Annotated in this window: 25 protein-coding genes and 1 riboswitch; of the genes, 10 read left to right on the top strand and 15 right to left on the bottom strand. The window is 63.9% G+C overall.

All coding sequences use genetic code 11. The annotated features are described in order from the left end of the window. Positions 1 to 10: 10 nt before the first annotated feature. The gene (gene gcvP, locus BJY26_RS13305; protein WP_179428719.1) at positions 11 to 2,866 is read right to left on the bottom strand and encodes an aminomethyl-transferring glycine dehydrogenase; all 2,856 of its coding nucleotides are present in this window, start codon (positions 2,864 to 2,866) and stop codon (positions 11 to 13) included. Between the two features lie 69 nt (positions 2,867 to 2,935). Further along, a riboswitch (glycine riboswitch) is annotated at positions 2,936 to 3,036 on the bottom strand. 40 nt (positions 3,037 to 3,076) lie between these two features. Here gcvP and BJY26_RS13300 point away from each other — a divergent pair. Further along, entirely contained in the window at positions 3,077 to 3,874 is a 798-nt protein-coding gene (locus BJY26_RS13300) for a ParA family protein (RefSeq protein WP_179428718.1), read from the top strand. A 118-nt stretch (positions 3,875 to 3,992) separates the two neighbouring features. On the opposite strand, the gene BJY26_RS13295 is transcribed toward BJY26_RS13300, so the two are convergent. Both BJY26_RS13295 and BJY26_RS13290 read right to left on the bottom strand, forming a co-directional pair. Continuing rightward, positions 3,993 to 4,568 carry a MerR family transcriptional regulator gene (locus tag BJY26_RS13295; protein WP_179428717.1) on the bottom strand — a complete coding sequence of 192 codons (576 nt, stop codon included), beginning with the start codon at positions 4,566 to 4,568 and terminating at the stop codon, positions 3,993 to 3,995. A 192-nt stretch (positions 4,569 to 4,760) separates the two neighbouring features. Further along, on the bottom strand, positions 4,761 to 5,525 hold the full coding sequence (locus BJY26_RS13290) for a lysophospholipid acyltransferase family protein (RefSeq protein WP_179428716.1): 765 nt from the start codon (positions 5,523 to 5,525) through the stop codon (positions 4,761 to 4,763). A gap of 110 nt (positions 5,526 to 5,635) precedes the next feature. Here BJY26_RS13290 and BJY26_RS13285 point away from each other — a divergent pair, with 110 nt between their 5' ends. Together BJY26_RS13285 and BJY26_RS13280 are read left to right on the top strand one after the other, a co-directional pair. Continuing rightward, entirely contained in the window at positions 5,636 to 6,391 is a 756-nt protein-coding gene (locus BJY26_RS13285; protein WP_179428715.1) for an alpha/beta hydrolase, read from the top strand. Beyond that, positions 6,388 to 6,975 (top strand): hypothetical protein, encoded by a 588-nt coding sequence (locus BJY26_RS13280; RefSeq protein ID WP_179428714.1) that lies wholly within the window; start codon positions 6,388 to 6,390, stop codon positions 6,973 to 6,975. The genes BJY26_RS13285 and BJY26_RS13280 overlap by 4 nt, the downstream gene beginning before the upstream one ends. 8 nt (positions 6,976 to 6,983) lie before the next feature. Here BJY26_RS13280 and BJY26_RS13275 read toward each other — a convergent pair whose 3' ends face one another. The 3 genes from BJY26_RS13275 to BJY26_RS13265 all read right to left on the bottom strand — a co-directional run bounded on the left by BJY26_RS13275 (position 6,984) and on the right by BJY26_RS13265 (position 9,356). Further along, positions 6,984 to 7,967 carry an ROK family glucokinase gene (locus tag BJY26_RS13275; protein WP_237249160.1) on the bottom strand — a complete coding sequence of 328 codons (984 nt, stop codon included), beginning with the start codon at positions 7,965 to 7,967 and terminating at the stop codon, positions 6,984 to 6,986. Positions 7,968 to 7,990: 23 nt separating this feature from the next. Continuing rightward, positions 7,991 to 8,953: an ROK family glucokinase gene (locus BJY26_RS13270; protein WP_179428713.1), complete on the bottom strand. Its 963-nt coding sequence runs from the start codon at positions 8,951 to 8,953 to the stop codon at positions 7,991 to 7,993. Positions 8,954 to 9,044: 91 nt separating this feature from the next. Next, the gene (locus BJY26_RS13265; protein ID WP_179428712.1) at positions 9,045 to 9,356 is read right to left on the bottom strand and encodes a hypothetical protein; all 312 of its coding nucleotides are present in this window, start codon (positions 9,354 to 9,356) and stop codon (positions 9,045 to 9,047) included. 190 nt (positions 9,357 to 9,546) lie between these two features. Here BJY26_RS13265 and BJY26_RS13260 point away from each other — a divergent pair, with 190 nt between their 5' ends. Beyond that, on the top strand, positions 9,547 to 11,328 hold the full coding sequence (locus BJY26_RS13260; protein ID WP_179428711.1) for a DEDD exonuclease domain-containing protein: 1,782 nt from the start codon (positions 9,547 to 9,549) through the stop codon (positions 11,326 to 11,328). Continuing rightward, positions 11,325 to 11,606, top strand: coding sequence for an Lrp/AsnC family transcriptional regulator (locus BJY26_RS13255; protein WP_179428710.1), 282 nt, complete (start codon positions 11,325 to 11,327; stop codon positions 11,604 to 11,606). Before BJY26_RS13260 ends, BJY26_RS13255 begins: the two co-directional genes overlap by 4 nt. A 44-nt stretch (positions 11,607 to 11,650) precedes the next feature. On the opposite strand, the gene trpD is transcribed toward BJY26_RS13255, so the two are convergent. Continuing rightward, complete coding sequence (trpD, locus tag BJY26_RS13250) at positions 11,651 to 12,718, bottom strand: anthranilate phosphoribosyltransferase (protein WP_372465393.1); 1,068 nt, start codon at positions 12,716 to 12,718, stop codon at positions 11,651 to 11,653. A gap of 266 nt (positions 12,719 to 12,984) precedes the next feature. On the opposite strand from trpD, the gene ctaE reads away from it, so the two are divergent. From ctaE to qcrB, 4 genes are read left to right on the top strand one after another with little or no spacing between them, the layout of a single operon-like run. Beyond that, entirely contained in the window at positions 12,985 to 13,623 is a 639-nt protein-coding gene (gene ctaE / locus BJY26_RS13245; RefSeq protein WP_179428708.1) for an aa3-type cytochrome oxidase subunit III, read from the top strand. Between the two features lie 49 nt (positions 13,624 to 13,672). Beyond that, positions 13,673 to 14,458 (top strand): cytochrome bc1 complex diheme cytochrome c subunit, encoded by a 786-nt coding sequence (gene qcrC / locus BJY26_RS13240; protein WP_443729160.1) that lies wholly within the window; start codon positions 13,673 to 13,675, stop codon positions 14,456 to 14,458. A 52-nt stretch (positions 14,459 to 14,510) separates the two neighbouring features. Next, on the top strand, positions 14,511 to 15,554 hold the full coding sequence (qcrA, locus tag BJY26_RS13235; protein WP_179428706.1) for a cytochrome bc1 complex Rieske iron-sulfur subunit: 1,044 nt from the start codon (positions 14,511 to 14,513) through the stop codon (positions 15,552 to 15,554). After that, positions 15,554 to 17,257: a cytochrome bc1 complex cytochrome b subunit gene (gene qcrB / locus BJY26_RS13230; RefSeq protein ID WP_179428705.1), complete on the top strand. Its 1,704-nt coding sequence runs from the start codon at positions 15,554 to 15,556 to the stop codon at positions 17,255 to 17,257. Before qcrA ends, qcrB begins: the two co-directional genes overlap by 1 nt. 840 nt (positions 17,258 to 18,097) lie before the next feature. On the opposite strand, the gene BJY26_RS13225 is transcribed toward qcrB, so the two are convergent. The 6 genes from BJY26_RS13225 to BJY26_RS13200 form a co-directional block, all read right to left on the bottom strand. Further along, positions 18,098 to 18,502 (bottom strand): cytochrome c oxidase subunit 4, encoded by a 405-nt coding sequence (locus tag BJY26_RS13225; RefSeq protein WP_179428704.1) that lies wholly within the window; start codon positions 18,500 to 18,502, stop codon positions 18,098 to 18,100. Further along, entirely contained in the window at positions 18,499 to 20,229 is a 1,731-nt protein-coding gene (gene ctaD, locus BJY26_RS13220) for an aa3-type cytochrome oxidase subunit I (protein WP_179428703.1), read from the bottom strand. Before ctaD ends, BJY26_RS13225 begins: the two co-directional genes overlap by 4 nt. Then, complete coding sequence (gene ctaC, locus BJY26_RS13215; RefSeq protein WP_237249135.1) at positions 20,226 to 21,116, bottom strand: aa3-type cytochrome oxidase subunit II; 891 nt, start codon at positions 21,114 to 21,116, stop codon at positions 20,226 to 20,228. Before ctaC ends, ctaD begins: the two co-directional genes overlap by 4 nt. Before the next feature lie 139 nt (positions 21,117 to 21,255). Next, positions 21,256 to 21,888: a leucyl/phenylalanyl-tRNA--protein transferase gene (gene aat / locus BJY26_RS13210; RefSeq protein ID WP_179428702.1), complete on the bottom strand. Its 633-nt coding sequence runs from the start codon at positions 21,886 to 21,888 to the stop codon at positions 21,256 to 21,258. A gap of 17 nt (positions 21,889 to 21,905) precedes the next feature. Beyond that, positions 21,906 to 22,265, bottom strand: coding sequence for a HesB/IscA family protein (locus BJY26_RS13205; protein ID WP_372465390.1), 360 nt, complete (start codon positions 22,263 to 22,265; stop codon positions 21,906 to 21,908). A gap of 157 nt (positions 22,266 to 22,422) precedes the next feature. Continuing rightward, on the bottom strand, positions 22,423 to 23,778 hold the full coding sequence (locus BJY26_RS13200; protein ID WP_179428701.1) for a dipeptidase: 1,356 nt from the start codon (positions 23,776 to 23,778) through the stop codon (positions 22,423 to 22,425). A gap of 142 nt (positions 23,779 to 23,920) precedes the next feature. On the opposite strand from BJY26_RS13200, the gene BJY26_RS13195 reads away from it, so the two are divergent. Then, positions 23,921 to 24,367, top strand: a complete 447-nt coding sequence (locus tag BJY26_RS13195) for a DUF3043 domain-containing protein (RefSeq protein WP_237249136.1) — start codon at positions 23,921 to 23,923, stop codon at positions 24,365 to 24,367. A gap of 30 nt (positions 24,368 to 24,397) precedes the next feature. Here the strand turns inward: BJY26_RS13195 and BJY26_RS13190 are convergent, their stop codons facing one another. Together BJY26_RS13190 and BJY26_RS13185 are read right to left on the bottom strand one after the other, a co-directional pair. Then, positions 24,398 to 24,646 (bottom strand): hypothetical protein, encoded by a 249-nt coding sequence (locus BJY26_RS13190; protein ID WP_179428699.1) that lies wholly within the window; start codon positions 24,644 to 24,646, stop codon positions 24,398 to 24,400. After that, complete coding sequence (locus BJY26_RS13185) at positions 24,643 to 25,773, bottom strand: quinone-dependent dihydroorotate dehydrogenase (RefSeq protein WP_308191274.1); 1,131 nt, start codon at positions 25,771 to 25,773, stop codon at positions 24,643 to 24,645. The genes BJY26_RS13190 and BJY26_RS13185 overlap by 4 nt, the downstream gene beginning before the upstream one ends. Positions 25,774 to 25,848: the final 75 nt, after the last annotated feature.

The following is a 25,848-nucleotide window of genomic DNA, read 5'->3' as shown; positions in this document are numbered from 1 at the left end:
GACTCTGCGCTCAGACTTCGGCGAGGTCCTCAACGGGCGGGCACGAGCAGACCAGATTGCGGTCGCCGTAGGCGCCGTCGATCCGTCCGACCGGCGCCCAGTATTTCGTCGACGGGTTCACGCCGGCCGGGAACACGCCCAGCGTCCGCTCGTATGGGTGCGTCCACTGCCCAATCGCGGCCTCGGCAGTGTGCGGAGCATTCGTGAGCGGGTTGTCGTCGGCGCGCCACGCTCCCTTTGCGACGTCGCTGATTTCGGCGCGGATCGAGATCATCGCGTCCACGAACCTGTCCAGCTCGCCCAGATCCTCGCTCTCGGTCGGCTCGACCATCAGCGTGCCGGCCACCGGGAACGACATGGTCGGCGCGTGAAAACCGTAGTCGATGAGCCGTTTGGCCACATCGTCGACGGTGATACCGGTTTCCTTGGTGATCTGGCGAAGGTCCAAAATGCATTCGTGCGCGACGTGCCCGTCCGATCCCGTGTACAGCAGCGGATAATGGCTGCCGAGACGTCCCGCAACATAGTTTGCCGCGGCGATTGCCGATTGGCTGCTGCGTTTCAGGCCGTCGGGGCCCATCATGCGGATATATGCCCAGGAGATCGGCAGGATCGAAGCCGAACCGTATCTCGCCCCCGACACCGGACCGACGGTGCCGGCCCCCGGCAGGAACGGCGCAAGATGCTCGCGGACGCCGATCGGGCCCACTCCGGGGCCGCCACCGCCGTGCGGGATGCAGAACGTCTTGTGCAGGTTCAAATGCGAAACGTCGCCGCCGAAGCGGCCCGGCTTCGCCAGCCCCATCAGCGCGTTCAGGTTCGCACCGTCGAGGTACACCTGTCCCCCGGCGCCGTGCACTTGATCGCAGATGTCCGAGATCGTTTCCTCGAACACGCCGTGGGTCGAGGGATACGTGATCATGATGGCGGCCAAGCGATCGTGATGTTCGTCGATCTTGGATTTCAGATCGTCCATGTCGACGTTGCCGAATTCGTCAGTCGCCACCACTGACACCTTGAGCCCGGCCATGACGGCGCTGGCCGCGTTCGTACCGTGCGCGGACGCCGGGATCAGGCAAACGGTGCGGTCGGTATCGCCGCGCGATTCATGGTAAGCGCGGATGGCCAGCAATCCGGCCAGTTCGCCCTGGCTGCCGGCGTTCGGCTGAACCGTGACGGTGTCGTACCCGGTGATCTCGGCCAGCCAGCCTTCGAGTTGTTCGATCAGGGCCACCATGCCGGCCGTGTCGGCCGCCGGCGCCAGCGGGTGCAGGTTGGCGAATTCCGGCCAGCTCACCGGTTCCATCTCGGCGGCGGCGTTGAGCTTCATGGTGCACGAGCCGAGCGGGATCATGCCCCGGTCCAATGCGTAATCCTTGTCCGCCAGCGTCCGGAGATACCGCAGCATCTGGGTTTCCGACCTGTGCACGTGGAACACGGGATGCGAGAGGTACTCGCTGGTGCGCGACAAACCACCGAAATCGAAGTCCGGTTCGAGGTCGTTGCCTGCGTCGGCAGCGTGTGCCTTCCCCTTCGTCACGGTGGCGAAGGCTCCGAGCAGCCTGTCGATATCGGCGCCGGACGTCGTCTCATCGGTGGAGACGCGCACCGTGTCGTCGTCGGCGCGGAAGACCAGACAGCCTGCATCGTGGGCGGCGTCGGCGAGTTCGGTCGCCTTGCCCGGTGCGGAGAGCTGGATGGTGTCGAAGAAACGCGGAGTCGTCACGGTCAGGCCGAGTTCGGCAATACCGGCGGCAAGCCGGACGGCGCGGGCGTGCACCAGGCCGGCGATGCGGCGCAGGCCGGCGGGCCCGTGGTAGGCGGCGTACAAGCCGGCCATGACGGCCAGGAGTACCTGCGCAGTGCAGATATTGGATGTGGCCTTTTCGCGGCGGATGTGCTGTTCGCGGGTCTGCAGGGCGAGTCGGTAGGCGGGCCTGCCGACGTTGTCCTCGGAGACCCCGACCAGGCGACCCGGCAATGACCGCTGCAGGCCCTCTCGCACGGCCATGTAGCCCGCGTGCGGGCCGCCGTACCCCATCGGTACGCCGAACCGTTGCGAATTTCCGATGCAGACGTCGGCGCCCATCTCGCCCGGCGACGTCAGCAGTGTCAACGCCAGCAGGTCGGCCGCGACGGCTACGCCGGCCCCGTGCTCATGCGCCGATTCGATGACGGGCGTCGGATCGGTAACCGTGCCGGACGCCGCCGGGTACTGCAGCAGTACGCCAAAGTAGTTCTCGTGCGCGATCGTTCCGGCGCTGAGGTCCTCGACGGCCAAACCGATGCCGAGCGCTTCGGCACGGGTACGGATCACGGCGAGCGTCGACGCGAAGATATCGCTGTCGACGACGAAGACCGAGTCGGCCGGTGCTTTCCGGTTGGCACGCCGGAGCAGTGTCATGGCTTCGGCTGCCGCTGTCGCCTCGTCCAGCATTGACGCGTTCGCGATGTCCAGGCCGGACAAGTCGGCGACAGCCGTCTGAAAGTTGAGCAGCGCTTCGAGGCGGCCTTGCGAGATCTCGGGCTGGTACGGCGTGTACGCGGTGTACCAGGCGGGGTTTTCAAAGACGTTCCGGCGGATGACAGCCGGCGTGTACGTACCGTAGTAGCCCTGGCCGATGAACGACGTGTTCACGGTGTTGCGGCCGGCGATGGTGCGCAGCTCCGCCAACGCTTCGGCTTCGGATGCGGCAGGCGGGAGGTCCAGCCCCTCGTCTCCGCGAATGCGCGTCGGGACCACGGCGTCCGTGAACGAGTCCAGATCCGAGAAGCCGATTTGCTCGGTGACACGCGCCGTCGTTATGTCATCCAGGCCGATGTGACGGTCGGCGAATTGTGCGAAAGTCTCGGTGTCGTGCGTCATGTGGAGGCAACCTTAATTCAGTACGGTCAATGAGGCCTCCCCCGCTGTCATGCTTCATTTCAGCGTCGCCTGACCCGTGCGGTCTTGGATGCCTGAGAGCTTGACGGGGAGTGTTGCCCCTTCGGCGCCCGAGACTGTTTCCTGCCCCGGGACTCTCCCGCGCGGGGTCAACAGCAACCTCAAGCCTACATGTTCGGTACCGTAATTGCTGTGCTGGTTTTAAGTGTGAGCAGTTTGAAGGGCGGCGTCGGCAAGACGTCCGTCACCTCGGGTCTGGCGTCGGCGGCTTTTGCGCGCGGCATTCCCACGCTCGTCGTCGACATGGATCCGCAAGCGGACGCGACAACAGGTCTTGATATCGAGGCCGGACGCGACCATGACGTGTCCGACGTTTTAGCGTCTCCGCGGCAGAAATTTCTGGACGCCGCAATCATCCCGAGCGGATGGTCTGCCGATAAGCCGCACGCCCTCGACGTGCTGCCCGGATCGCCGCGATCGGCCGAATTCGACCGCCCGACCCTTTCCGACCGCGGATTGCGCCGTCTCGATGAGGCGTTGAAGAAGGTCGAACATCTGTACCAGCTCGTGCTCATCGATTGCCCTCCGTCGTTGGGCGGGCTCACCCGGACGGCACTGACCGCCAGCCAGCGTGTCGCCGTCGTCACCGAGCCCGGGCTCTTTTCGGTCGCAGCAACCGATCGTGCGCTCCGGGCCGCCGACGAACTCCGACAGCGAGTAGCCCCCAATCTGCAGCCGCTGGGCATCGTCGTCAACCGCGTCAGGCCGCGTTCGACGGAACATCAGTACCGCGTGAAGGAGCTCAAAGACATGTTCGGCCCGCTGGTGTTGAATCCGCAGGTGCCCGAGCGAAGCGTGCTGCAACAAGCTCAAGGGTCGGGGCGGCCTATTCACCAATGGCCGGGCAAGACGTCGGCCGATCTGTCGGGCATCTTCGACTCAATGCTCGACCGTGCGCTACGAACCGGGCGCCTGCGCGGTCGCCGTTAGCCTGCGCCGTCGTTAGCCCGCGGTCGACACCGGACGAGTGCGCCTGCCGGACGTTCCGGTCGCAAAAATGCCGCGTCGCCCCGCAATGGGAGCACGCGGCATCCTGTGCCGGCTTCGTTCAGCCGATCTTGCGGGCTTCGCGCCGCTTGGCGAGTTCGTCCATTTCTGCGGGAATTTCCTCCGCGCGCTCGCTGGGCAGATCGGACAGGCTGCCTTCAACCTCGCGCCAAACCCGCCCGACGGCGATTCCAAAGACCCCTTGGCCGCCTTGCAGCAAGTCGATGACTTCGTCGGCGGACGTGCATTCGTACACGCTCGCGCCGTCCGACATCAGCGTGATCTGTGCCAAATCGTCGACGCCGCGTTCGCGCAGATGCGACACGGCCGAGCGGATCTGCTGCAATGAGACGCCGGTGTCGAGAAGTCTTTTGACGACCTTGAGCACCAAGATGTCTCGGAAGCTGTAGAGTCGCTGACTTCCGGACCCGGCGGCGCCGCGGACGGCCGGGACGACCAGCCCGGTTCGGGCCCAGTAGTCGAGCTGGCGGTATGTGATGCCGGCGGCCCCGCAGGCCGTCGGGCCACGGTAGCCCACCTCGTCGTCGAGGACGGGCAAATCTTCGTCAAAGAGCAGCCCCTGCGCCTGCGTCGGCACGTGCCGGGGGCTGGCTGTCTCTTCGCCTGAGCGGTTCACACCGACTCCTCCTTCTCCTCGCCCCCATAGGGAAGTGCCTTCGCACTCGCGTACTACAGTACCCAGACTAGCTGAAAGTCGAACGCGGATGCGAGAGAAACCAAGGGCGTTACTGATTAGAACCTACGGTTATTACGCCGTGGAATCAACGACCGGTCCGTCCGACCCCTCCGGCGTGTCGCGGTTCGGACGTTATTTGTCGTCCCGCTCGGGCTCCACACCGGGCGCGTCGGGGCCCTCGCCGGGAGCGTCCTTCGGACGGCGTCCGCGGCCTTTTTCGGGGGCGAGCCGCTTTTTTGCGGTAGAGGCGTACATGTCGACGTACTCCTGCCCGGACAACCGCATGATCTCGTACATGATCTCGTCGGTGATGGCGCGCAGCACGAACCGGTCGCCCTCCATCCCGTGATACCGGGAAAAGTCGAGCGGACGACCGATCACCACGCCGACCCGGCGCACGTGCGGAATGTTCCTGCCCTCCGGTTGCACTTTGTCAGTACCGATCAAGGCGACCGGGATGACCGGTACGCGGGCTTCGAGCGCGAGCCGCGCAACGCCGGTGCGGCCGCGGTAAAGTCGCCCGTCCGGGCTCCTGGTCCCTTCCGGATATATTCCGAGCAGATTGCCCTCCGTCAATACGCCCAGACCCCCGCCGAGCGAGTCGGCCGACGCCTTGCCGCCGGAACGATCCATGGGCAGCTGATTGGTCACTTTGAAAAACCAGCGCGTGAAACCGCCCTTGACTCCCCTGCCGGTGAAATAGTCCTTCTTCGCCAAATAGACGACGGGACGCGCAACGACCAACGGCAGAAATATCGAATCGGAAAACGACAGGTGATTGCCGGCGATCATTGCTCCGCCGGTATCCGGAATATTGTCCAAACCGCGCACCCATGGCCGAAACGTCACGCGCAACAGCGGACCGAGGAAGATCCGCTTCAAAAGCCAATAAAACACCTGTCTCCTTCGACTTGCGCTACGCCGAGGCGCGTTTGTCTACCGTGCAAGTCTGACACGTTCGAAATCGGGCAGAGTACTTGAGCACGGCACCATGGCAGACTAAACCTATGCAACTTTCCGAGTTCCGCGAACCGTTCGCGTTCGACGGAACCGGCGACGGCGCGCGGATCGGCGTACTCGTCCTCCACGGGTTCACCGGCGTGCCATACGCGATGCGCCCGCTCGCCGACGCGTATGCGGCCCGCGGGTTCGCCGTCCGGCTTCCGCTGCTTCCCGGGCACGGGACGAACTGGCGCGATCTGGCGCGAACCCCATTTCGGGCCTGGCAGGCCGCTACCCGTTCCGCGTACGACCAGTTGGCCGCCCGGTGCGATCACGTCTTCGTGTGCGGCTTGTCCATGGGCGGCTGCCTTGCTTTGGACCTTGCTGCCGACACGCCGACCGTCGCGGGCGTCGTCCTTGTCAATCCCGCCATCGCGCTGTCCGATCCATTGCTACCGTTGCTGCCGGCACTGCAATGGGTGAAGGCATCGATCCCGGCAATCGGCGACGACATCAAAAAGCCCGGGCAGACCGAGCACGCTTACGAGCGCACCCCGTTGCGAGCCACCCGCAGCATGACAAAACTGTTTCGACGCACCGTTGCCAAATTGGATCTCGTGACGGCGCCGCTCCTGGTGTTCCGTTCCCGCGTCGACCACGTCGTGCCGGCCCGGTCGTCCGCGCTGATCCTCGACCGGACCGCTTCGGCAGATACCGAGGAGGTCGTGCTGCAGAACAGTCTGCACGTGGCCACCCTCGACAATGACGCGCCCCTCATCATCGACCGGTCGCTCGCCTTCATCGACAGGCTGAGCCGATGAGCATGGCGGGACGGGACTACGAAGAGCCGGACTTCGACAAGGAGTGGCGCTCGCTGGTTGCGCGTCTGGAGGACGAGGAACCGGCCGCCGGGCACGATTTGCCGGCCGCGGACGACGGCCGCACGGCCGGTGGTGACGAGGGACTCGGCCCGGACGCCGATGAAGAACTCGGCCGGATCTCCGATGAGGAGCTCGACAGACTCTGGCTGACCGACGCCCCCGGTCCCGATCAGCCGGCTGACGACGATCCGGCGTCGGATGACGCCCATCCGTCCGATGGCGACTTGTTGTGGCTGCCGAACCCCCGGGTCGAGCCCGAGGAACTCGATGAGGACGATGAGGGATCGTACGAGCCGCCCGAGCCGCCGCCTCTCGGCTGGCGCGAGTCGCCGCCGGCGTTGGTGCTGTGTTGGATCGGCGCCGTTTGTGCGCCGCTCTACGTATTGTTCGTCGTGTTGTTTTGGCACAATGCGCCGGGATACACGATCCTTATCGCCATTGGCGCATTCATCGGCGGAGTGGCCGGGTTGATCATGTCGATGCCGGATCACCGCGATGACGACGATGACGGCGCGGTCGTGTGAGTCGTGGCTTACGCGTCGGTGACCGCTCGGCGCGCCAAGTCGGCCGCGCCGACCAAGCCGGCCTCCGGACCCAGCTGTGCGTGCACGACGCCGGCAGCCGGGCGATAACCGCGGCCCGTGAGATTGCGGGCAAAACTCTGTCGTGTGGGTTCGAGTAATAGCTCGCCGGTAGCGCTGACTCCGCCGCCGATGACAAATCGTCCCGGATCGTACGCCGCTGCAAGATTGGCAAGCCCCAGGCCGAGCCACGCGCCGACGTCCGCAAACAAGTTCCTCGCTCCCGGATCGTCGTCCAACGCCGCTTCTGCCACGACTTGTCCCGTGATGGCGTCGACATCGCCGTCCACCCGGCGCACGATCTCGTGCACCATCGGCGATCCGGCTCGCGCCAACTCGCGGGCCTCGCGGCCCAGCGCGTTTCCGGACGCGTACTGTTCGAGACATCCGCGGTTACCGCATTCGCACCGGTGTCCGTCCGGAACTATGACCATGTGGCCGAACTCGCCGGCCGCGCCGAATCTGCCGCGTTCGATCCGCCCATCCATCACGATGCCGCCGCCGATTCCGGTGCCAAGCGTCAGGCACAGCATGCGGGACTCGCCCGTGCCGGCACCAAAGCGGCTTTCGGCCCACGCGGCGGCATTGGCGTCGTTCTCGACAAGTACCGGCCTGCCGAGCCGTGCTTGCAGCGATTCACGCAGCGGCTCGTTGCGCCATGCCAGGTGCGGCGAGAACATCACCGTCGATCCGGTCCCGTCTATCCATCCGGCCGCGCCGATACCGAGCGCCACGATGTCGCGTGAGTCCACGAGTTCGGCGACGACGGCGGCCAGCGTGTTCTCGACGGCCGCTACATCACGTCCGGGGGTCGACTTCCGGCAGGTTGCCAGGATCGTGCCGTCGACGTCGACGATGCCGCCGAGCACTTTTGTACCCCCAATGTCGATGCCGACGGCCAGGCCGCGTTCGAGCACCTTCCTGGATGGACGCAAATCGCTTTGCTGGTCGGCCACGGTCAGTGAGTCCGAGCCAGGTCGGCGGCGCCGATGACACCGGCGTCATTAGCGAGTTCGGCCACGTTGATCGTCAGCTCGGGGTGCTGGCCGCGCGCCGGCAAATTTCGACGATACGCGTCCATGGCGGCCGGAATCATGAAATCCGAAGCGGCCGACGCACCGCCGCCGATCACGACGACGGCCGGATCCATAATTGTCGCCAACTGTGCAACGCCCAGGCCGAGCCAGCCGCCCAAATCGGCCAAGAGCTCGCTTGCCGGCCCGTCGCCGTCCCGTGCCGCCGCCGACACGATCTCGCCGGTGATGTCGTCGGCGTCCCCGCCGGCCGCTTCCAGCAGGGCACCGGCCAACGCGGGGCTGTGCTTGGCCAGCAGCCGTGCTTCGCGCGTCAGGGCGTTCCCCGACGCATACTGCTCCCAGCATCCCCTGTTGCCGCAACCGCAATGAAGGCCGTCGGGCACGAGTCGTAGGTGGCCCAACTCGGCAGCGACACCGTAAGCACCGCGGATCAAGTGGCCGTCGACCACGAGGGCGCCGCCGAGCCCGGTCCCGATCGTCAACAGCGCCATATTGTCGACATGCCGGCCGCCGCCGAACTGGAATTCGGCCCACCCTGCCGCGTTCGCATCGTTTTCGACAACGATCGGCAAGGACAGCTCCTTTTCCAACTCGGTTTTCAGATCCTCGTTACGCCAATTGATGTTCGGCGCGAACAACACCGTCGACCGTGCCGAGTCGACGAAACCGGCCGCCGCTACCCCTACCGCCATGACTCGGTGCTTTTCGCGCAGCTTGCGCACGCCCTCGGCGATGGCCTGCCGTATTTCCGACGCATCGGAAGCAGGAGTATCGACGCGATGCTTATCGATGATGCGGCCATCGCCGTCAACGACCGCCATCGCGATCTTGGTGCCGCCGATATCCACACCGATGGTCAGCGCATATGAGCTAAGACGAGTCATACGCTCTACCGTATCGGCGGTTGGGCCGGGGCGCGCACGGACTCCGCCGTCCGTGTCGTCGGCCTCGCCCCGTCGGCGGCCGCTCCGATGGTCAGCCGACGTCTCGATACGCGGTGTCGGCCGGCCAGAACACGTCGTCCGGCTCCGGCCCGGTCGTCGCGCCGGACGCCGGCATGACCGGTGCCAGGGGCGGGACCAGGGCCGGCACCAGCCCGGCATCCGAAAGCACTGCCAACGCCTCAATTTCGCGCGCGTCGAACGCCTCGGGGGCTTCGAGGATCCACTCGGGCCGCTCCGGCTGCTCGAGCCGATTCGGTTCGAGTGCGGCGAACGCGGCGACAAGGCAGCCGCCGTCCGCGGCGCACGTGCCGTCGGCGCACTGCCGGCATTCGACAATCATCACTGTGCCTCCCACTCACCCGATCGGCCGGTTGTCACCGACCGGTTGTTTACCGGTTGCTGTCGTCATCCGTGCGGAGCCGGTATCGCCGACGGTCGGCGATGCGGTTCCCTCACGTGAGAAGACACTAGGCGCCGGCACCGACAACGCCCGCAATCTGACGGTTGTCGGTGAGAAGTGACAAGCTTGTGCCATGCACAGCCGGACCGATCTGCTGCACGAGCAACTGCGAATCGACGACCTGGGTACTCCGTTGTTCGGTACCACGTTCGTCGTTGTCGATCTCGAGACGACCGGCACGCGGGCAGCTACGAGCGCCATCACGGAGATCGGTGCCGTCAAAGTACGCGGCGGCGAGCCTTTGGGAGAATTCCAAACGCTGGTCAACCCGGGCGGCGACAGGATCTCGCCGTTTGTCACGACCTTGACGGGTATCACGAACGCGATGGTGTCCGATGCGCCCGCGATCGGCGCCGTCCTGCCGATGTTCTTCGAATTCGCGCACGGCTGCGTGCTCGTCGCCCACAACGCCCCGTTCGACATCGGCTTCCTCAAATCGGCCGCCGGCAAGCTCCAAATTCCTTGGCCCGGTTTCAAGACCGTCGACACCGTCAAAGTCGCTCGCGCGGTCGTCCCCCGCGACGAGGTCCGCAATCATAAACTCGCCACGCTGGCTGCCCATTTCGGCGCTGCAACGACGCCGGATCATCGGGCTCTCGCAGATGCGCGCGCAACAGTCGATGTGCTGCACGGATTGATCGGCAGGCTCGGCAGCCAGGGCGTCGACACCCTTGAAGAGCTCGCCGGTGTGACTTCGACGGTCACGGCTGCCACTCGCAGCAAGAGCTACTTGGCGGCCGACCTTCCGGACTCGCCCGGCGTGTACCTGTTCACGGACGCGTCGTCACGGGTGCTCTATGTCGGCACGTCGGGCAATATCCGGATGCGCGTGAAGAACTACTTCACCGGTTCGGAGACCCGTTCCCGGATGGGTGAGATGGTGCGCATCGCCAACAAGGTCACGCCCCTGGTCTGTCCCACGATTCTCGAAGCCGGCGTGCGCGAGCTCCGTCTGATCGCCGAGCACAAACCGCCATACAACCGTCGCGACAAGATGCCCGAGCGCGCCCCGTGGGTCAAGTTGACTACCGAGACGTTCCCGAGACTGTCGATAGTGCGCGACGTGCGCGACGATTCTGCTGCCGGCGCCCGGTATCTCGGCCCGTTCTCGTCACATGCCGCGGCCGTCGCGTGCGTCGACGCGTTGCACGATGCGTTCGCCTTGCGCCGCTGCCGTACGCCGGTCGGCGGGCCCCCGTGCGCGGCTGCGCAACTCGGCAAATGCGGCGGCCCGTGCGCCGGAGTGACGGATCCGGCCGAATACGCGCTGACTGCCGACCAGGTACGACGGGCAATGTGCGGCGACGTCGAACAGGTTGTGGCTGCCGCCCGATCACGCATCAAGTCGCTATCGGCGTCGTGGCGATATGAAGAGGCGGCAACGGCGCGCGATCGACTGTTGTCATACCTGCATGCCGTCGTCAAGACCGACGAAGCACGCATGCTTGCCACGTGTCCGCATCTCGCTGCGGCTCGGCGGACGCCGGACGGCGGGTGGGAGATCGCAGTGGTCCGCTACGGGCGGTTGGCCGGCACTGCCGTCTGCGCCCGCCACGAGAATCCTTATGACGTGTTGGCCGGGCTTAACGCCACAGCCGAGCATGCGGAGCGGCCCATCCAGCCGCGTACCGCTGCCCTGCCCGGCGAGTCGGCGCTGGTGGCTCGATGGCTGGGCGAGCCCGGCGTCCGTTTGATCGAGGTCGAGGGCGAGCTTGCCTGCGCGCGGACGTCGGCGCCGTCCGTCCTCGCTACGCTGGGGTCACACACCGTCGGTTCAGCCGGCGACACCAGCCCGACAGCAACCACCCCGACAGCAACCACCCCGACAGCAACCAGTCCGGAAGGAACCCCATGATCACCGCCATCGTGCTCATCACCACGTCCGTCGACCACATCCCGGAAACGGCGACCGAACTCGCCGAAGTCGACGGGGTCAGTGAGGTTTACTCGGTCACAGGCGATTACGACCTGATCGCCATCGTGCGGGTTCGCCGGCACGATGCCTTGGCCGATGTCATTGCCGACCACATGTCCAAGGTCGACGGAGTCACGTCAACCACCACGCACATCGCCTACAAGGCGTACTCGCAGCACGACCTGGCGGCGGCCTTCGACATCGGCCTCTCCGACTAGGCCGTCACTCCCCCGTTCTCCGGGGCCGGCCGAGGAACAAGTCGTCAGCGAGTGCTAGTGATCCACCTATCCAACACCGATGTAGCGGCACCGTCGTCGATTGCGCCGGCCGCACGGTCATACGCCCGCCCGAGACGTTCCATCAACGGCTCGCTCCCCGTGCCGCGTTCGGCTGCCACAAGCCCGGCTGCCGCATTGAGCAACACGGTTTCGCGTACCGGGGAATGTTCGCCGGCCAGGACTCCCCGAGTCACCCGAGCGTTGAAAGCAGCGTCAGCGCCGCGCAGATCCTCGATCGTGGCAGTTGCCAACCCCAGATCGGCAGGGTCGAAACGGCTGTGCTCGACAGCACCCGAACGCACTTCCCAGATATCGCTGGTGGACGTCGTCGTGAGTTCGTCGAGGCCGTTGTCCCCACGGAACACCAATCCGTCGATACCACGCCGTCCCAGCACGCCGGCAATGAGCGGAGCCATCTGCAGGTCGGCCACGCCCACCGCGGTGCTGGACGCCCGGGCCGGGTTCGTCAGTGGACCAAGCAAGTTGAATGCCGTCGGCACTCCAAGATCTCGCCGAGCCGGACCGGCAAACCGGAACGCCGGGTGAAACACCTGCGCGAAACAAAAAGTGATGCCCACGTCGCGGGCGACCCGGGCCACGTCGTCCGGCGTCAAATCCAAATTCACCCCGAGCACCTCGAGGACGTCGGCGGCACCCGACTTCGACGATGAGGCTCGATTGCCGTGCTTGACCACGCGCTCGCCGCAAGCCGCAATAACTATCGCGGCTGTCGTGGAGATGTTCACGGTCCGTGCGCGGTCCCCGCCGGTGCCCACGATGTCGACACTGTCGGACAAGCCGTCCAGGGCCACGGCGTGGTTCATCATCGCCGTGGACAGGCCGTAAAGTTCCTCGACGGTTTCGCCCTTGGCCCGCAGCGCCATCAGGAATCCCGCAATCTGCGCGTCGGTGGCCTCTCCCGACATCGAACTGTTCATGGCCCATGCAGCGTCCTCGGCACTGAGATCCTCGGCGGCCAGCAATGCGGAGAGAATCCCCGGCCAGGTCCTGCCGTCGTCCGAGGCGTCGGGAACTTTTCGACTCTTGGCCACGTTGACTCCTGTAGTGATGGTGCGTGAGATCCGATCATTCATGCTATCGACAGCGTGCGGCAAGCGGCGGGTCCGTTCACGCAGCGGACTCACATGGAAACCGCATTATTCACTAAGGGTTACCTAAGTTGCATCACTTAGGATTACCTAAGTCAGATGCTGAGAACCGCGTGTTTTCGCGGTTTTCGCTACACGTCGTAGAAAAAACCGGCAAAAGTGGTGGGGTCGGTGATGCTTCCGACCCGAAGACCCGTAATAATAAAGGCGTGTCAACTGCCACAGCTTCCGCAAACGCGCCCGCACACCCAACGGTGAATCGGCCGAATACCGTATCCGTGGGTACCGTCGTCTGGCTCTCCAGCGAGCTCATGTTCTTTGCTGGTTTGTTCGCCATGTACTTCACACTTCGCTCTGTCGTGCCCGACATGTGGGCAAGCGAGACACCGAAGCTGGAAGTGCCGTACGCGACGGTCAACACACTGATCCTGGTATCAAGCTCGTTCACGTGTCAGTTCGGCGTTTTCGCCGCCGAGCGCTTCCAGGTCTTCCGCACCGGTGGACGATTCAATGTCGCCAAATGGGGCATGATCGAATGGTTTGCGCTGACTTTCGTGCTCGGTGCCATCTTCGTCAGCGGCCAGGTGACGGAATACGCGAACATGGTCTCCGACGGCATCACGTTGGCGTCGAACGGCTACGGCTCGGTGTTCTACTTGACGACCGGCTTCCACGCATTGCACGTCACGGGCGGCTTGATTGCATTCTTGATGATCATCGGTCGAGGCTTCGCCGCCAAGAAGTTCGGCCACCCGGAGGCCACATCCGCAATCGTCGTGTCGTACTACTGGCATTTCGTCGATGTGGTCTGGATCGGTCTGTTCATCGTCATCTACCTGTTCAAGTGACCGACACACACGATTTGCACCACGAAATAAGACGAGACGAGGTTTGGCAGTGAAGGCACTAGCGGCCCGACGCAGACACCCCATGGCAGTCGTTGTGCTGCTGTTGTTGGGACTTTTGTTCACCGGCGGCATCTACGCCGTTTTTCAGTCGAACAGCACGGCGAACGCGCAAACGGCCAGCAGCGAGAACTTGGGGCACGGCAAGAAGCTCTTCATCGCCAACTGCGCGACCTGCCACGGAAAGAGCGGCCAGGGCACCGCGAGCGGCCCGTCGCTCGTCGGTGTCGGCGCCGCGGCCGTCGACTTCCAGGTAGGCACGGGGCGCATGCCCTTGGCCATGCAGGGCCCACAGGGTGCGCAGCGCGATCCGATGTTCACCGATAAGCAGGTCAAGCAGCTTGCTGCGTACGTCGCTTCGTTCGGTCCCGGACCTGCCATTCCCACCAAAGAAGAACTCAACACCAACGAAGGCGACGCCGCTGCAGGTGGTGCGCTGTTCCGTACGAACTGCGCCATGTGCCATAACGTCGTCGGCGCCGGCGGCGCACTGACACAGGGCAAGTACGCGCCGAACCTTTCCGATGTCTCGTCGGCGCACATCTACGAGGCAATGGAGACCGGTCCGCAGAACATGCCCGTGTTCAACGACGCGAACCTGACGCCGAAAGACAAGCAGAACATCGTCACCTATTTGAAGGCCGTGACCAGCAACCCGTCGCCCGGCGGATTCAAGCTCGGCTCGATCGGGCCGATCTCGGAAGGGCTCTTCGCCTGGGTCTTCGGTCTCGGCTTCATCATCGCGACGACGGTCTGGTTAGCCGCGCGGCATAAGTAAGGAACGACACAGTTTTCATGCACACCATCCCAACGACAAGGCGAGGGAGACGATGAGCTCATCCGAGCACCCCACCTCTGAGACTTCGAATGCAGTCGTCGGCTCATCCGCTACCGAAGACGCTTTCACCAACCCCGGTCCGGAAGAACACTCGTACCGTATTACCGATACCGAGCCGGAGGCCGCCAAGCGTTCCGAACGCCAAGTTGCGATCCTGTTCTCGGTTTCAATAATCGGCACGCTGCTGTTCATTGTTTCGTACTTCGTCTTCACGCCGGGCGCGACAATGGCCAGCATCCGGATGTCCACGTTGATGCTGGGGCTCGGCACCGGTATCGCCTTCTTTGCGATAGGCATCGCCGCTGTGCACTGGGGCAAGACGCTCATGCCCGACCGCGAGCTGTCCGAAGACAGGCACCAGCTCGCCGGCAGTGACGAGGATCAAGCGGTTGCGCTGGAGATCATTCGCCAGGGCAAAGAAGAATCCGGCATCGCCCGTCGTTCACTCATTCGCAACAGCATGATCGCCGCCCTGGCGCTCGTGCCGCTGCCCGCCATCCTCGTGTTCCGCGACCTCGGTCCGCTGCCCGGCAGGGTCATGCACCACACGATGTGGCGCAAGGGTGTTCGACTGGCCAAGGACTCCGGTGGCGTGCCTGAGCATCCGGCACTCATCAGGGCTTCCGACGTCACCGAGGGATCGGTCTTCCACGTCATCCCGGAAGACCTGCACAAATCGGACGAGCCGCTCGACGACAAGGCCAAGGCCGCCGTCCTGGTGATGCGTCTCGAACCCGACCAGCTACACGTGAGCAAGGGCCGCGAGAATTGGAACTACAACGGCATCGTCGCCTATTCGAAGATTTGCACCCACGTCGGATGCCCGGTGGCGCTGTACGAGCACCGCACTCACCATTTGCTGTGCCCGTGCCACCAGTCGACATTTGATGTCACGCACGAATGCAAGGTGATCTTCGGTCCGGCAAAACGGCCGCTTCCGCAACTTCCGATCACCGTTGATTCCGAAGGATATCTGGTCGCGCGATCTGACTTCCAAGCTCCGGTCGGACCGAGCTTCTGGGAGATGAACCACTGATGAGTACCTCGACAACAGAACCCAAGACGCAGATCGGCAAGGCCGCTTTCAACATCGAAAGCCGGTACGGCGCCTCCAAGGCAGTCCGCGAATTCGGTCGCAAGATCTTTCCGCAGCATTGGTCCTTCATGCTCGGCGAAATCGCTCTGTACAGCTTCATCATCTTGCTGCTCACCGGAACGTTTCTGACGTTCTTCTTTCACCCGGCCATGGGTGAAACCGTGTATTCCGGCCCCTACCAGCCCCTGCGCGGCATTGAGGTCTCCGAAGCGTTCAACTCGACGTTGAACATCTCGTTCGACGTGCGCGGCGGACTCTTGATGCGCCAAATGCACCACTGGGCTGCGTTGCTGTTCATGGCAGCCATGAGCGTGCACATGCTTCGTGTGTTCTTCACCGGCGCGTTCCGCAAGCCCCGCGAAATGAACTGGATGATCGGCGGCACGCTGATCCTGTTGGGCATGGCCGACGGATTCACCGGTTACTCGCTCCCCGACGATCTGCTGTCGGGCAACGGCCTGCGCATCATCGACGGCATCATTGAAGCGATCCCGCTGATCGGCACCTACCTTTCGTTCTTCCTGTTCGGTGGACAGTTCCCCGGAAGCGACATCGTTTCACGTCTGTACACGCTGCACATTCTGCTGGTACCGGCAGCGATTCTGTTGATGATCGTGATCCACCTCTTCCTGGTGGTCTTGCACAAGCACACGCAATATCCCGGGCCCGGCAAAACGGAGAAGAACGTCGTGGGCGAGCCGGTGCTTCCGGTGTTCATGGCCAAGGCCGGCGGCTTCTTCTTCATCATCTTCGGCGTCATCGGCTTCATGGGCGCCGCGTTCACCATCAACCCGATTTGGAATTACGGGCCCTACGACCCTTCGCCTATCTCGGCAGGTACTCAGCCGGACTGGTATATCGGGTTCATGGACGGCGCGCTGCGTCTCATGCCCGGTTGGGGCGAGATCCACATTGGCGGCTACCCCATTTCGCTGAATATTCTGCTTCCGGCACTCGGGCCCGTCATCGTCATCTTCGGACTCTTGTTCCTTTACCCGATGCTCGAAGCCTGGGTCACAAAGGACGACCGCGAGCACCACATTCTCGACCGTCCCCGTAACGCCCCGGTCCGGACGGGTATCGGCGTAGCAGGCGTCGTTTGGTACTGCGTGATGTGGACGGCGGCTGGATCCGACGTGATCGCGGTTCAATTCAAGCTGTCGTTGGAACAGGTCACCTACGCATTGCGGTTCCTGTTCTTCTTCGGTCCCGTTATCGCCTTCTGGGTGACGAAGCGCATGTGCCTCGCGCTGCAGCGCAAGGATCGCGAGACGGCGCTCCACGGGCTCGAATCGGGCCGCATCATCCGCCTTCCCCACGGGGAATACACCGAGGTGCACGAGCAGTTCGATCCCCACCGTCGGTGGGAGCTCGTCGGTTTCGAATCGCCCGAGGTCATTCCGGCACAGCCCGATAATGAGGGCAAGGTTCCATTTGCCGAGAAGGTTCGCGGCAGGCTCTCCCGGTTCTTCTTTGAAGACCGCGTTGCGCCCGTATCGCCGGCCGAGCTCGAGGCCGGTCATCACGGCCACGAGGGCCAGGTCAACGATGAGGCGCTCTCGATCGAGGGCCAGTACGACAATGAGGAGGAGTTCTCCGGCGGCGTCATCCACCGCGAGAACACCAGCTTCACGGAGAACTGATCTCCCCTCTTCCGTACGAAACTCGGTGTGGCGTCAGGTACGCCACACCGAGTTTTTGCATGATCATTACTGCCTTCGTCTGATTGCCGCGCCCGGCCGGCACCGCCTACACGGCTCCCCCAGCGCAAAACGCGCCACGGCATCAGGAACGCGCCGTCATGACAGCGCGCTCTATACGTCACGACGCGTTCTGCGAATGCGACGCCGCCTCCAACGCCCGCGCTCAACGGCCCCGCGCACTCACTCCGCCTCAATCCCTCCGCGTACAGCCCACGCAAGCCTCCAACGCCCGCGTACACAGCCTGCCCCGCCCGGCGGACCCCTACACGCTCCCCCAGTGCAAAACGCGCCACGGCATCCGGAACGCGCCGTCATGACAGCGCGCTCTATACGTCACGACGCGTTCTGCGAATGCGACGCCGCCTGCAATACACGCGCTCAACGGCCCTGCGCGCTCACTCCGCCTCAATCCTCCGCATACAGCCCACGCAGCCTCCAACGCCCGCACGCAGCCCACGCAGCCTCCAACGCCTGCGCCGCACAGCCCACCACGAACCCACAAGCGCCACAGCACGCCCGCCCGGCGGACCCCCACACGCTCCCCCAACGCAAAACGCGCCACGGCATCAGGAACGCGCCGTCATGACAGCGCGCTCTATACGTCACGACGCGTTCTGCGAATGCAACGGCCCACGTGGGCGCGCCGCGGCAACCTTAAGTACTTGCTCGGGCATTTGCGATCATCACGGCAGAACGCCCTGTGGCGTCGGGAACGCGCTGTCATGACAGCGCGTTCCCGACGCCACAGGGCGTTTTGCGGATAGGGCGACGGAGGCGGACCTAGTGGGCGTGGTCTCCGCGGTAGAACTCAAAGACCCAGCCGAGCAAGGCAACGATACCGAAACCGGCGCCGATGAAGCTGATCCAGATGCCGATTGCCACTCCCAGGAAGATGATCGCGGCGGCAGCTGCCAGCAGGATCGGCCACCAGCTCCACGGGGCGAAGAATCCGATCTCCGAATCGCCGTCTTCGATCCGGGCGTTCGGGTCGTCTTCGGGGCGTTCATCGATACGGCGCGATGTCTGGAACAGATAGCCGCCGACGAGCACGCCGAGTCCGGCGCACAGGAACAGACCCGCCGCTCCCACGGGTTCGTTCCAGTTCGTCGCCGTGCCGTAGATGATTGCGACAGGCGTGAAGAACACGATACCGATCAGGAGGAATACCCAGGTTTCAACCTTCAATTGTTTTCTCCCCTCTCGGAATCTGCGGAACTACCCGAGGAGCCCGCACCGACCGATGCGAACGACGGTCGCTGTGCGAACGGAATCATCTCCGGATGGTGCAGGTCGAACGCCGGGCGCTCGGAACGGATGCGCGGCAACGAGTTGAAGTTGTGCCGCGGCGGCGGGCAGGACGTTGCCCATTCGAGCGAACCGCCATACCCCCACGGGTCGTCGACCGTGACCTGCTTGGCCTTCCGAGCGGTGCGGAACACGTTCCAGAAGAACGGGATCATGGACGCGCCCAGCAGGAACGACCCGATTGTCGACACATCGTTCATCCACTGGAAATGATCTTGCGGCAGATAGTCAGCGTACCGGCGCGGCATGCCCTTCACACCCAGCCAGTGCTGGATCAAGAACGTGGCATGGAAGCCGATGAACAGCATCCAGAAGTGGATCTTACCCAGGGTTTCGTTGAGCATCTTGCCCGTCCACTTGGGCCACCAGAAGTAGAAACCGGCGAACATGGCGAACACGACGGTGCCGAAGACGACGTAGTGGAAGTGCGCCACCACGAAGTACGAGTCGGAAAGCTGCAGATCCAACGGCGGGCTGGACAAGATCACACCCGTCAGGCCGCCGAACGTGAAGGTCACGAGGAATCCGAGCGACCAGAGCATCGGGGTCTCGAAGGTGAGAGACCCCTTGAACATAGTGCCGACCCAGTTGAAGATCTTCAGGCCGGTCGGGATGGCGATCAGCATCGTCATGAAGGCGAAGAACGGCAGCAGGACGGCGCCGGTGACGTACATATGGTGCGCCCACACCGACACCGACAGCGCGGCAATCGAGATGGTCGCGAAGACGAGACCCTTGTACCCGAAGACGGGTTTGCGGCTGAACACCGGGAAGATCTCGGACACGATCCCGAAGAACGGGATGGCAATGATGTAAACCTCGGGGTGGCCGAAGAACCAGAACAAGTGCTGCCAGAGCAGTGGCCCCCCGTTCGAGGCGTCAAAGACGTGGGCGCCGAACTTCCGGTCCGCGCCGAGCGCCAACAGGGCTGCGGCCAGCGGCGGGAATGCCATCATCACCAGGATGCCTGTGACGAGGATGTTCCAGGTGAAGATCGGCATCCGGAACATCGTCATGCCGGGTGCGCGCATGCAGATGATTGTCGTGATGAAGTTGACCGACCCGAGAATGGTGCCGAACCCGGACAGGGCGAGGCCGAACACCCATAAATCTCCACCGAAGCCCGGTGAATACGTCGTTGAGGAAAGCGGAGCGTAGGCGAACCAGCCGAACGATGCGGCGCCTTGCGGGGTGAGGAACCCGCCAACGACCATGACCGAGCCAAAAAGGTACAGCCAGTAGGCAATCGCGTTCAGCCGGGGGAACGCGACGTCCGGCGCACCGATCTGCAACGGCATGACCACGTTCGCAAAGCCCGCAAACAACGGAGTGGCGAACATCAGCAGCATGATCGTGCCGTGCATGGTGAACATCTGGTTGTACTGCTCTTTGGTCGACAGCACCTGCATGCCCGGCTCCCAGAGCTCGGCACGCATCAACAGGGCCATCAGGCCGCCGAGAAGGAAGAACACGAACGACGTGATCAGGTAGAGATACCCGATAGTTTTGTGATCGGTCGTCGTGATCCACGAGACAACTATCTTGCCTTTGCTTCGCGGGGTTACCTGGACGCCTTGAAACGTCGACGCTTCAGTTGCATACGTCATGATCCGGCCTCTTCTTGTTTCGGCGTGCGGAGATCAGGGTTGCGGTTGTACTGCGGGCCGAGCTTGCCCGTATTCCCCTGCTTCTTCAACGATTGAATGTATTGCTGGTACTGCGCTTCGGGGACGACCTTCACGTTGAACAACATCTCCGAGTGGTATTCACCGCACAACTCGGCACATTTGCCGGCGTAGGTTCCGACCTTGAGCGGCTCCAAGTAAATGCTGCTCTCTCGACCCGGGAAAATATCGCGCTTCTGTAAGAACGCGGGCACCCAGAACGAGTGGACGACGTCGCGCGAATCCAGCTTGATCTGGATCTTCTTGTTCGCCGGCAGGTACAGCGTCGGAACCTTCTTGCCCGGCGCCGTCGTGCCGTTCAACGCCACTTGGACACCCGAGTAGTACACGTTCTCCGTGAGGTAGTTGAAATCCCAGCTCCACTGCTTGCCGTAGACCTGAATGACCTGGTCGGGATGCTTATACGGCTTGTCGACCGAGTTCTCGGTTTTTACCGTGAAGAAGTAGAACACGATGACCATGATCAGCGGTACGGCGATGTAGAACGCCTCGATCGGCATGCTGTAGCGCAGCTGTGCCGGCAGACCTGTCTCATGCTTGCGCCGACGATAAACGACGAGACACCAGATGATGAGGCCCCACACGACGAGGCCGATCATCATGGCAGCTGCCCATCCGCCGTTCCACAGGTGCGTGATGTCGGCCGTATGGTTCGTCGCGCCTTCCGATGATGCCGGCAGGAAACCACGCTTGACTTCGGCCATCGAACAGCCGGAGGTCAGGAGCGTCAACGCCCCTGCTCCGGCAACGATGGCGCGTTTGGGCCACTTTCGTGGGGTCTGGCCCAAAGAGCTTTGCTGAGAGCGCACTTGCAGCCCTTCCGAGGTCTTATTCGCCCTGCCGCAACATCCGCCGTGAATCCGCCGGAAAATCGCTTGGAACGAAACAGGCTATTTGTTCGTTACCCACCATATCGCTACATCAGGTAGAAATCCCGGTGAGGGTCCCCTATCTGCAAAGTCGTGTCGGCGGTTCGGCCCTCAACGCGCGGCGCAGCCGCGCCAGATAGTCCTGACGCGTGACGTCGACCGCTCCGATGGTCTTCAAATGCGGCGTCGTCCATTGGACATCGACGAGGCGCGAGTCGGGGCCGCCGGGCTCCTCGCACATGATGTCGACAAGGCCTGCCACCGCCGCCTTGGACGCATCGGTGCGCCAATGGAACATCGATTCGCCGGCAAAGAATCCGCCGATCCCGATGCCGTAGAGGCCGCCTGCGAGCCCACTGTCGTCCCAGGCCTCCACGGAATGCGCCCAGCCGGCCTCGTGCAAGCCGGTGTACACATCGATCATCCGGTCCGAAATCCAGCGGCCAGGGCGCGCGGGATCGGCGCACGCGGCCAGCACATCGGGGAAAGCGGTGTCGACGCGGATATCGAATTTGGCACGAGCCCGTCGAAGAGACCGCGGACGGCGTCCGGCTTCGAGATCGATGATCCCGCGAGACACCGGGAACCACCAGCCCATGGGCGGGCCGCCCCCGTCGCCGAGGCCCATCGGGAACAAACCGGCACGATACGCGGAAAGGACCTGCGAGGAGTCCAGTTCGGTACCGACTGCTCGCAGGTCCTCGACGTCCATGACCTAGTTGAACCCCGTCAGGAGAAGGAGTCTCCGCACGCGCACGAGCCGCCCGCGTTCGGGTTGTCGATGGTGAAGCCTTGCTTTTCGATGGTGTCCGAGAAGTCGATGGTGGCGCCGTCAAGATACGGCACACTCATCCGGTCGACGACGACCTCGACGCCGTTGAAGTCCCGGACGGCGTCGCCGTCAAGGAATCTCTCATCGAAGTACAGCTGGTAGATCAAGCCCGAGCATCCGCCGGGCTGCACGGCGACCCGGAGCCGGAGGTCGTCGCGGCCCTCTTGGTCCAGCAGGCTCTTCACCTTGCCGGCCGCGACCTCGGAAAGGGTCACCCCGTGTTCTTTGACGTCGGTTTCAGTCTGCGTTGCCGTCACCGTGATGACCTCCAACTCGTATCGTTCGGCGCACTCTGCGCGCCCGGTTCACACTCGTTCAACGCCGTGCATATTCCGGTTGTTCCCGCGCGGCGCCGTCCTACTTCTTTTCCCACGATACGCGATCCGGGCGACGGTCCCGCCCCTGCCGCGCATACTATTTCGATCCGAGCTTGCGCAGCAGCAGCGCTTCGGACAGGATCGCCTTCTTGAATCCAGGCACATGCAGAGATTCATTGGCGCTGTGCGCCCGCGAATCCGGATCCTCCACGCCCGTGACAAGAATCTCGGCATCGTCGAACAATTCGATCAGATCCGCGATGAACGGGATCGATCCGCCGATGCCGATGTCGACGGCAGGCGTTCCCCACGCCTCGGTCATGGCGTCGTGTGCCAACCGCATGGCCGGCGCATCGGCCGGAGCAGACCACGGTTTGCCGGTCTCCTCATCGATGAAAGTCACCCGGGCCCCGAACGGCGCGGACTCGGTCAGATGCGTCTTGAGCGACTGCAACGCCTCCTCCGGGTCCTGCCCGGCGGCCAACCGCATCGACAATTTCGCCTTGACGCTGCCTTGCAGAGTATTCGATGCCACGTCCACCTTCGGCAGGTCCACGCCGATGACCGTCAACGACGGTTTGGTCCACAGCCTCTCGGCAAGCCCGCCGGTACCGAGCATCCGGACGCCGTCCAGCATCCCGGCGTCGGCACGCAGCGTGTCCTCGGGGTAGTCGATCTCCGGCGCCGGCGCCGATACCAGTCCGGGAACGGCGACCGATCCGTCATCAGTGTGCAAAGTCGACAGCAGCCTGATCATGGCCGTGGCGGCGTCCGGCACCGGGCCGCCGTACATCCCCGAGTGGACTGCGTGGTCGAGCGTGGCGACTTCGAATTCGAGCGATGCCAGACCCCGCAGCGTCGTTGTCAGCGCCGGCACTTCGGTCGTCCAGTTACCCGAATCGGCAACGACTATGACGTCGGCGGCCAACCGGTCGCGGTACGTCTCCAGGAAGTTCCGGAAGCTCGGGCTCCCCGCCTCTTCTTCTCCTTCGAAGAACAACGTCACGCCGACGTCAAGCTCGTCGCGCAGTGCACGAACGGCCGCCAGGTGAGCCATGATGCCGGCCTTGTCGTCGGCCGCCCCGCGCCCGAAAATGCGATCGCCCACACGCGTGGCTTCGAACGGTTCCGTGTTCCACAGGTCACGTTCACCGGGAGGCTGCACGTCCATGTGCGCGTACAACAACACTGTGGGCCTCCCCTCCGGCGCCGGGCGTCGGGCGATGATCCCGGGGGCACCGGGACGGCCGTCCGGGCGCGTTGCGCGGAGAATTTCGACGTCGTCGAATCCGGTGTCGCGGATCAACGACTCGACGCGGCGCGCGCACGCGTCCAACTCGGCGGGGTCGAACGAGTCCCACGCGATGCCGGGGATGGCAACGAGCGAGCCCAATTCGTCGAGGGTACGGGTGAAATCGGCATCGATGGAACGGAGCAAGGAATCATCTGTCATACGATCACGGTAGTCTGGAAGTGTGTTTGGACGTAAAGCGACTACCGAGGCGCCGCAGCCCGCCCCAGAACCAAAGCCCGGCGGCAAGGGCCGGCCGACCCCGAAGCGCAAGGATCAGGAGGCCGCACGGAAGCGGCCGCTCGTGCCCGCCGACCGCAAACAGGCGGCAAAGCGCTCCCGCGACGTTGAACGGGAGCAGCGCCAGCGTGCCCGCGAGGGCATGATGGCCGGCGACGAGCGTTACCTGCAGCCGCGCGATAAGGGCCCGCAGCGCCGATTCACGCGGGACTACGTCGATTCACGCCATTCGGTCGGCGAATACTTCATGATCTTGGCGCTGGTTGTCGTCTTTTTCGGCTTTTTCCAGCAGACCCCGATCGGCAACATCGCTCAGATCGCGCTGTACGTGGTCGTCTTGATTTTGGTGGGCGATTCGATAATCGTCGTAGCCGGGCTGAACCGGCGGCTGAAGAAGAAATTCGACAAGCGTGAGCGGGGTTTGAACTTCTACGCGATCATGCGCAATATGCAGATCCGCCGGCTGCGGCTGCCAAAGCCCATGGTCAAGCGCGGCGAAAAGCCCGAATAGCGGGCCGGCACCGGGGTTATCGACCGGCGGTTACTCTCCTGCCGCAAGCGTCACGAGCGCAACCGGGGCGCCGGCGCGAAGCAGCCGCACCGACCGGACGCCGGCCGACGCCAGGCGTCGCCAATTCTCGCCGAGAAATTCCTCGGCCTCGGCCCGCCCGGCAAACCGCGTCCACTCGCCGGACTCGCCCGGGCGTTCGTTGCCGAGCGCGCGGAGCGCCTCCTCGCGGGTAATTCCGTCGTCGAGTTCGACGACGTCCCACTCGAATGCGTCGCTCACGATTCCTCCTCGTGCACGCCGCCGTCGCGGCGCCGGCCCGGCCGGCTCGTCGGATTGGCCGATACGCCCTTGACGATGCGCGAGGCCCAGAACGGCCCTTCGTACAAAAAACCGGTATATCCCTGCACGAGCGTGGCGCCGGCGACGATCCGTTCGTCGACGTCGTCGGCGTCGGTCACGCCGCCGACCGAGACAAGGGTGAGTTTGTCGCCGGTGTGCTCGCGCAGCATTTTCAGGATTTCCACGGCGCGGGCACGCAGCGGTTCGCCGGACAATCCGCCGTCGCCTGCGTCGGATATCTCGTCGCCGCCGGATCTCAGTCCGGCACGGCTGACAGTCGTGTTGGCGGCGATGAGCCCGTCCACGCCGAGCTCAACAGCCAGGTCGGCGATCGCCTTCACATCGTCGTCGGCGAGATCGGGCGCGATCTTCACGAGCAACGGCACGTGGCCCAGCGAACTGCGCGGGCTGGGCGCCACGGCGTCCGCGGTTGCGCGCACTGCGGAAATGAGCGGACGCAGCGATTCCACCGACTGCAGATCGCGTAGGCCCGGGGTATTGGGCGACGACACGTTGATCACCAGATAGTCCGCCAGCGGCGCCAGGATAGTAGTGCTTTCGACGTAATCGTCGACGGCTTCGGACAGCGGTACGACCTTCGACTTGCCGATGTTCACGCCGATGATGGGACGCGAAGCGCGCGGATACTCGGCCAGTGCAGTGCGCGCACGCGCCAGATTGCGCGCGACTTCGGCGGCACCGACATTGTTGAACCCCATCCGGTTGACGACCGCACGGTCGTCCGGCAACCGGAACAGCCGGGGCTTGGGATTACCGGGCTGAGGACGTGCCGTGACGGTGCCCACCTCGATGTGGCCGAAACCCAGCGACGCGAGAGCACGCACGCCGACCCCGTTCTTATCGAAACCGGCCGCCAAGCCGAATACCGACGGGAAGTCCAATCCGAGAGCCCGAACCCGCGCATGCGAACGCCGGATCGAGTGTCGGCGCAATTGCCGACGGGCCGTGGGAACCCCGTCGGCGAGCCGGATGGCGCCAAAGCCTATTCGATGGGCCAGTTCGGCGTCCATCCAGGAAAATCCGAAGCGAAAAACGTATTCGTACACAACAACCCACCTTACTGAACTTCTCCACCGCCGCCCGAGGCCGTTATCGCTTTGCTTCTTTTCCCGGCGAATTCG

The organism is Spelaeicoccus albus (genome assembly GCF_013409065.1).
GTDB lineage: Bacteria > Actinomycetota > Actinomycetes > Actinomycetales > Brevibacteriaceae > Spelaeicoccus > Spelaeicoccus albus.
The sequence above is the reverse complement of the archived record's forward strand: the minus strand, read 5'-3'. Positions and strand labels throughout refer to the sequence as shown.

Excerpts from the sequence above, each read along its gene's own strand:
- BJY26_RS13270 (WP_179428713.1), bottom strand. The coding sequence starts at position 8,953 with ATGACTCGTCTTAGCTCATATGCGCTGACCATCGGTGTGGATATCGGC.
- qcrA (WP_179428706.1), top strand. The coding sequence starts at position 14,511 with ATGAGCTCATCCGAGCACCCCACCTCTGAGACTTCGAATGCAGTCGTC.
- BJY26_RS13285 (WP_179428715.1), top strand. The coding sequence starts at position 5,636 with ATGCAACTTTCCGAGTTCCGCGAACCGTTCGCGTTCGACGGAACCGGC.
- ctaD (WP_179428703.1), bottom strand. The coding sequence starts at position 20,229 with ATGACGTATGCAACTGAAGCGTCGACGTTTCAAGGCGTCCAGGTAACC.
- aat (WP_179428702.1), bottom strand. The coding sequence starts at position 21,888 with ATGGACGTCGAGGACCTGCGAGCAGTCGGTACCGAACTGGACTCCTCG.
- BJY26_RS13260 (WP_179428711.1), top strand. The coding sequence starts at position 9,547 with ATGCACAGCCGGACCGATCTGCTGCACGAGCAACTGCGAATCGACGAC.
- BJY26_RS13280 (WP_179428714.1), top strand. The coding sequence starts at position 6,388 with ATGAGCATGGCGGGACGGGACTACGAAGAGCCGGACTTCGACAAGGAG.
- BJY26_RS13200 (WP_179428701.1), bottom strand. The coding sequence starts at position 23,778 with ATGACAGATGATTCCTTGCTCCGTTCCATCGATGCCGATTTCACCCGT.
- BJY26_RS13255 (WP_179428710.1), top strand. The coding sequence starts at position 11,325 with ATGATCACCGCCATCGTGCTCATCACCACGTCCGTCGACCACATCCCG.
- qcrB (WP_179428705.1), top strand. The coding sequence starts at position 15,554 with ATGAGTACCTCGACAACAGAACCCAAGACGCAGATCGGCAAGGCCGCT.
- gcvP (WP_179428719.1), bottom strand. The coding sequence starts at position 2,866 with ATGACGCACGACACCGAGACTTTCGCACAATTCGCCGACCGTCACATC.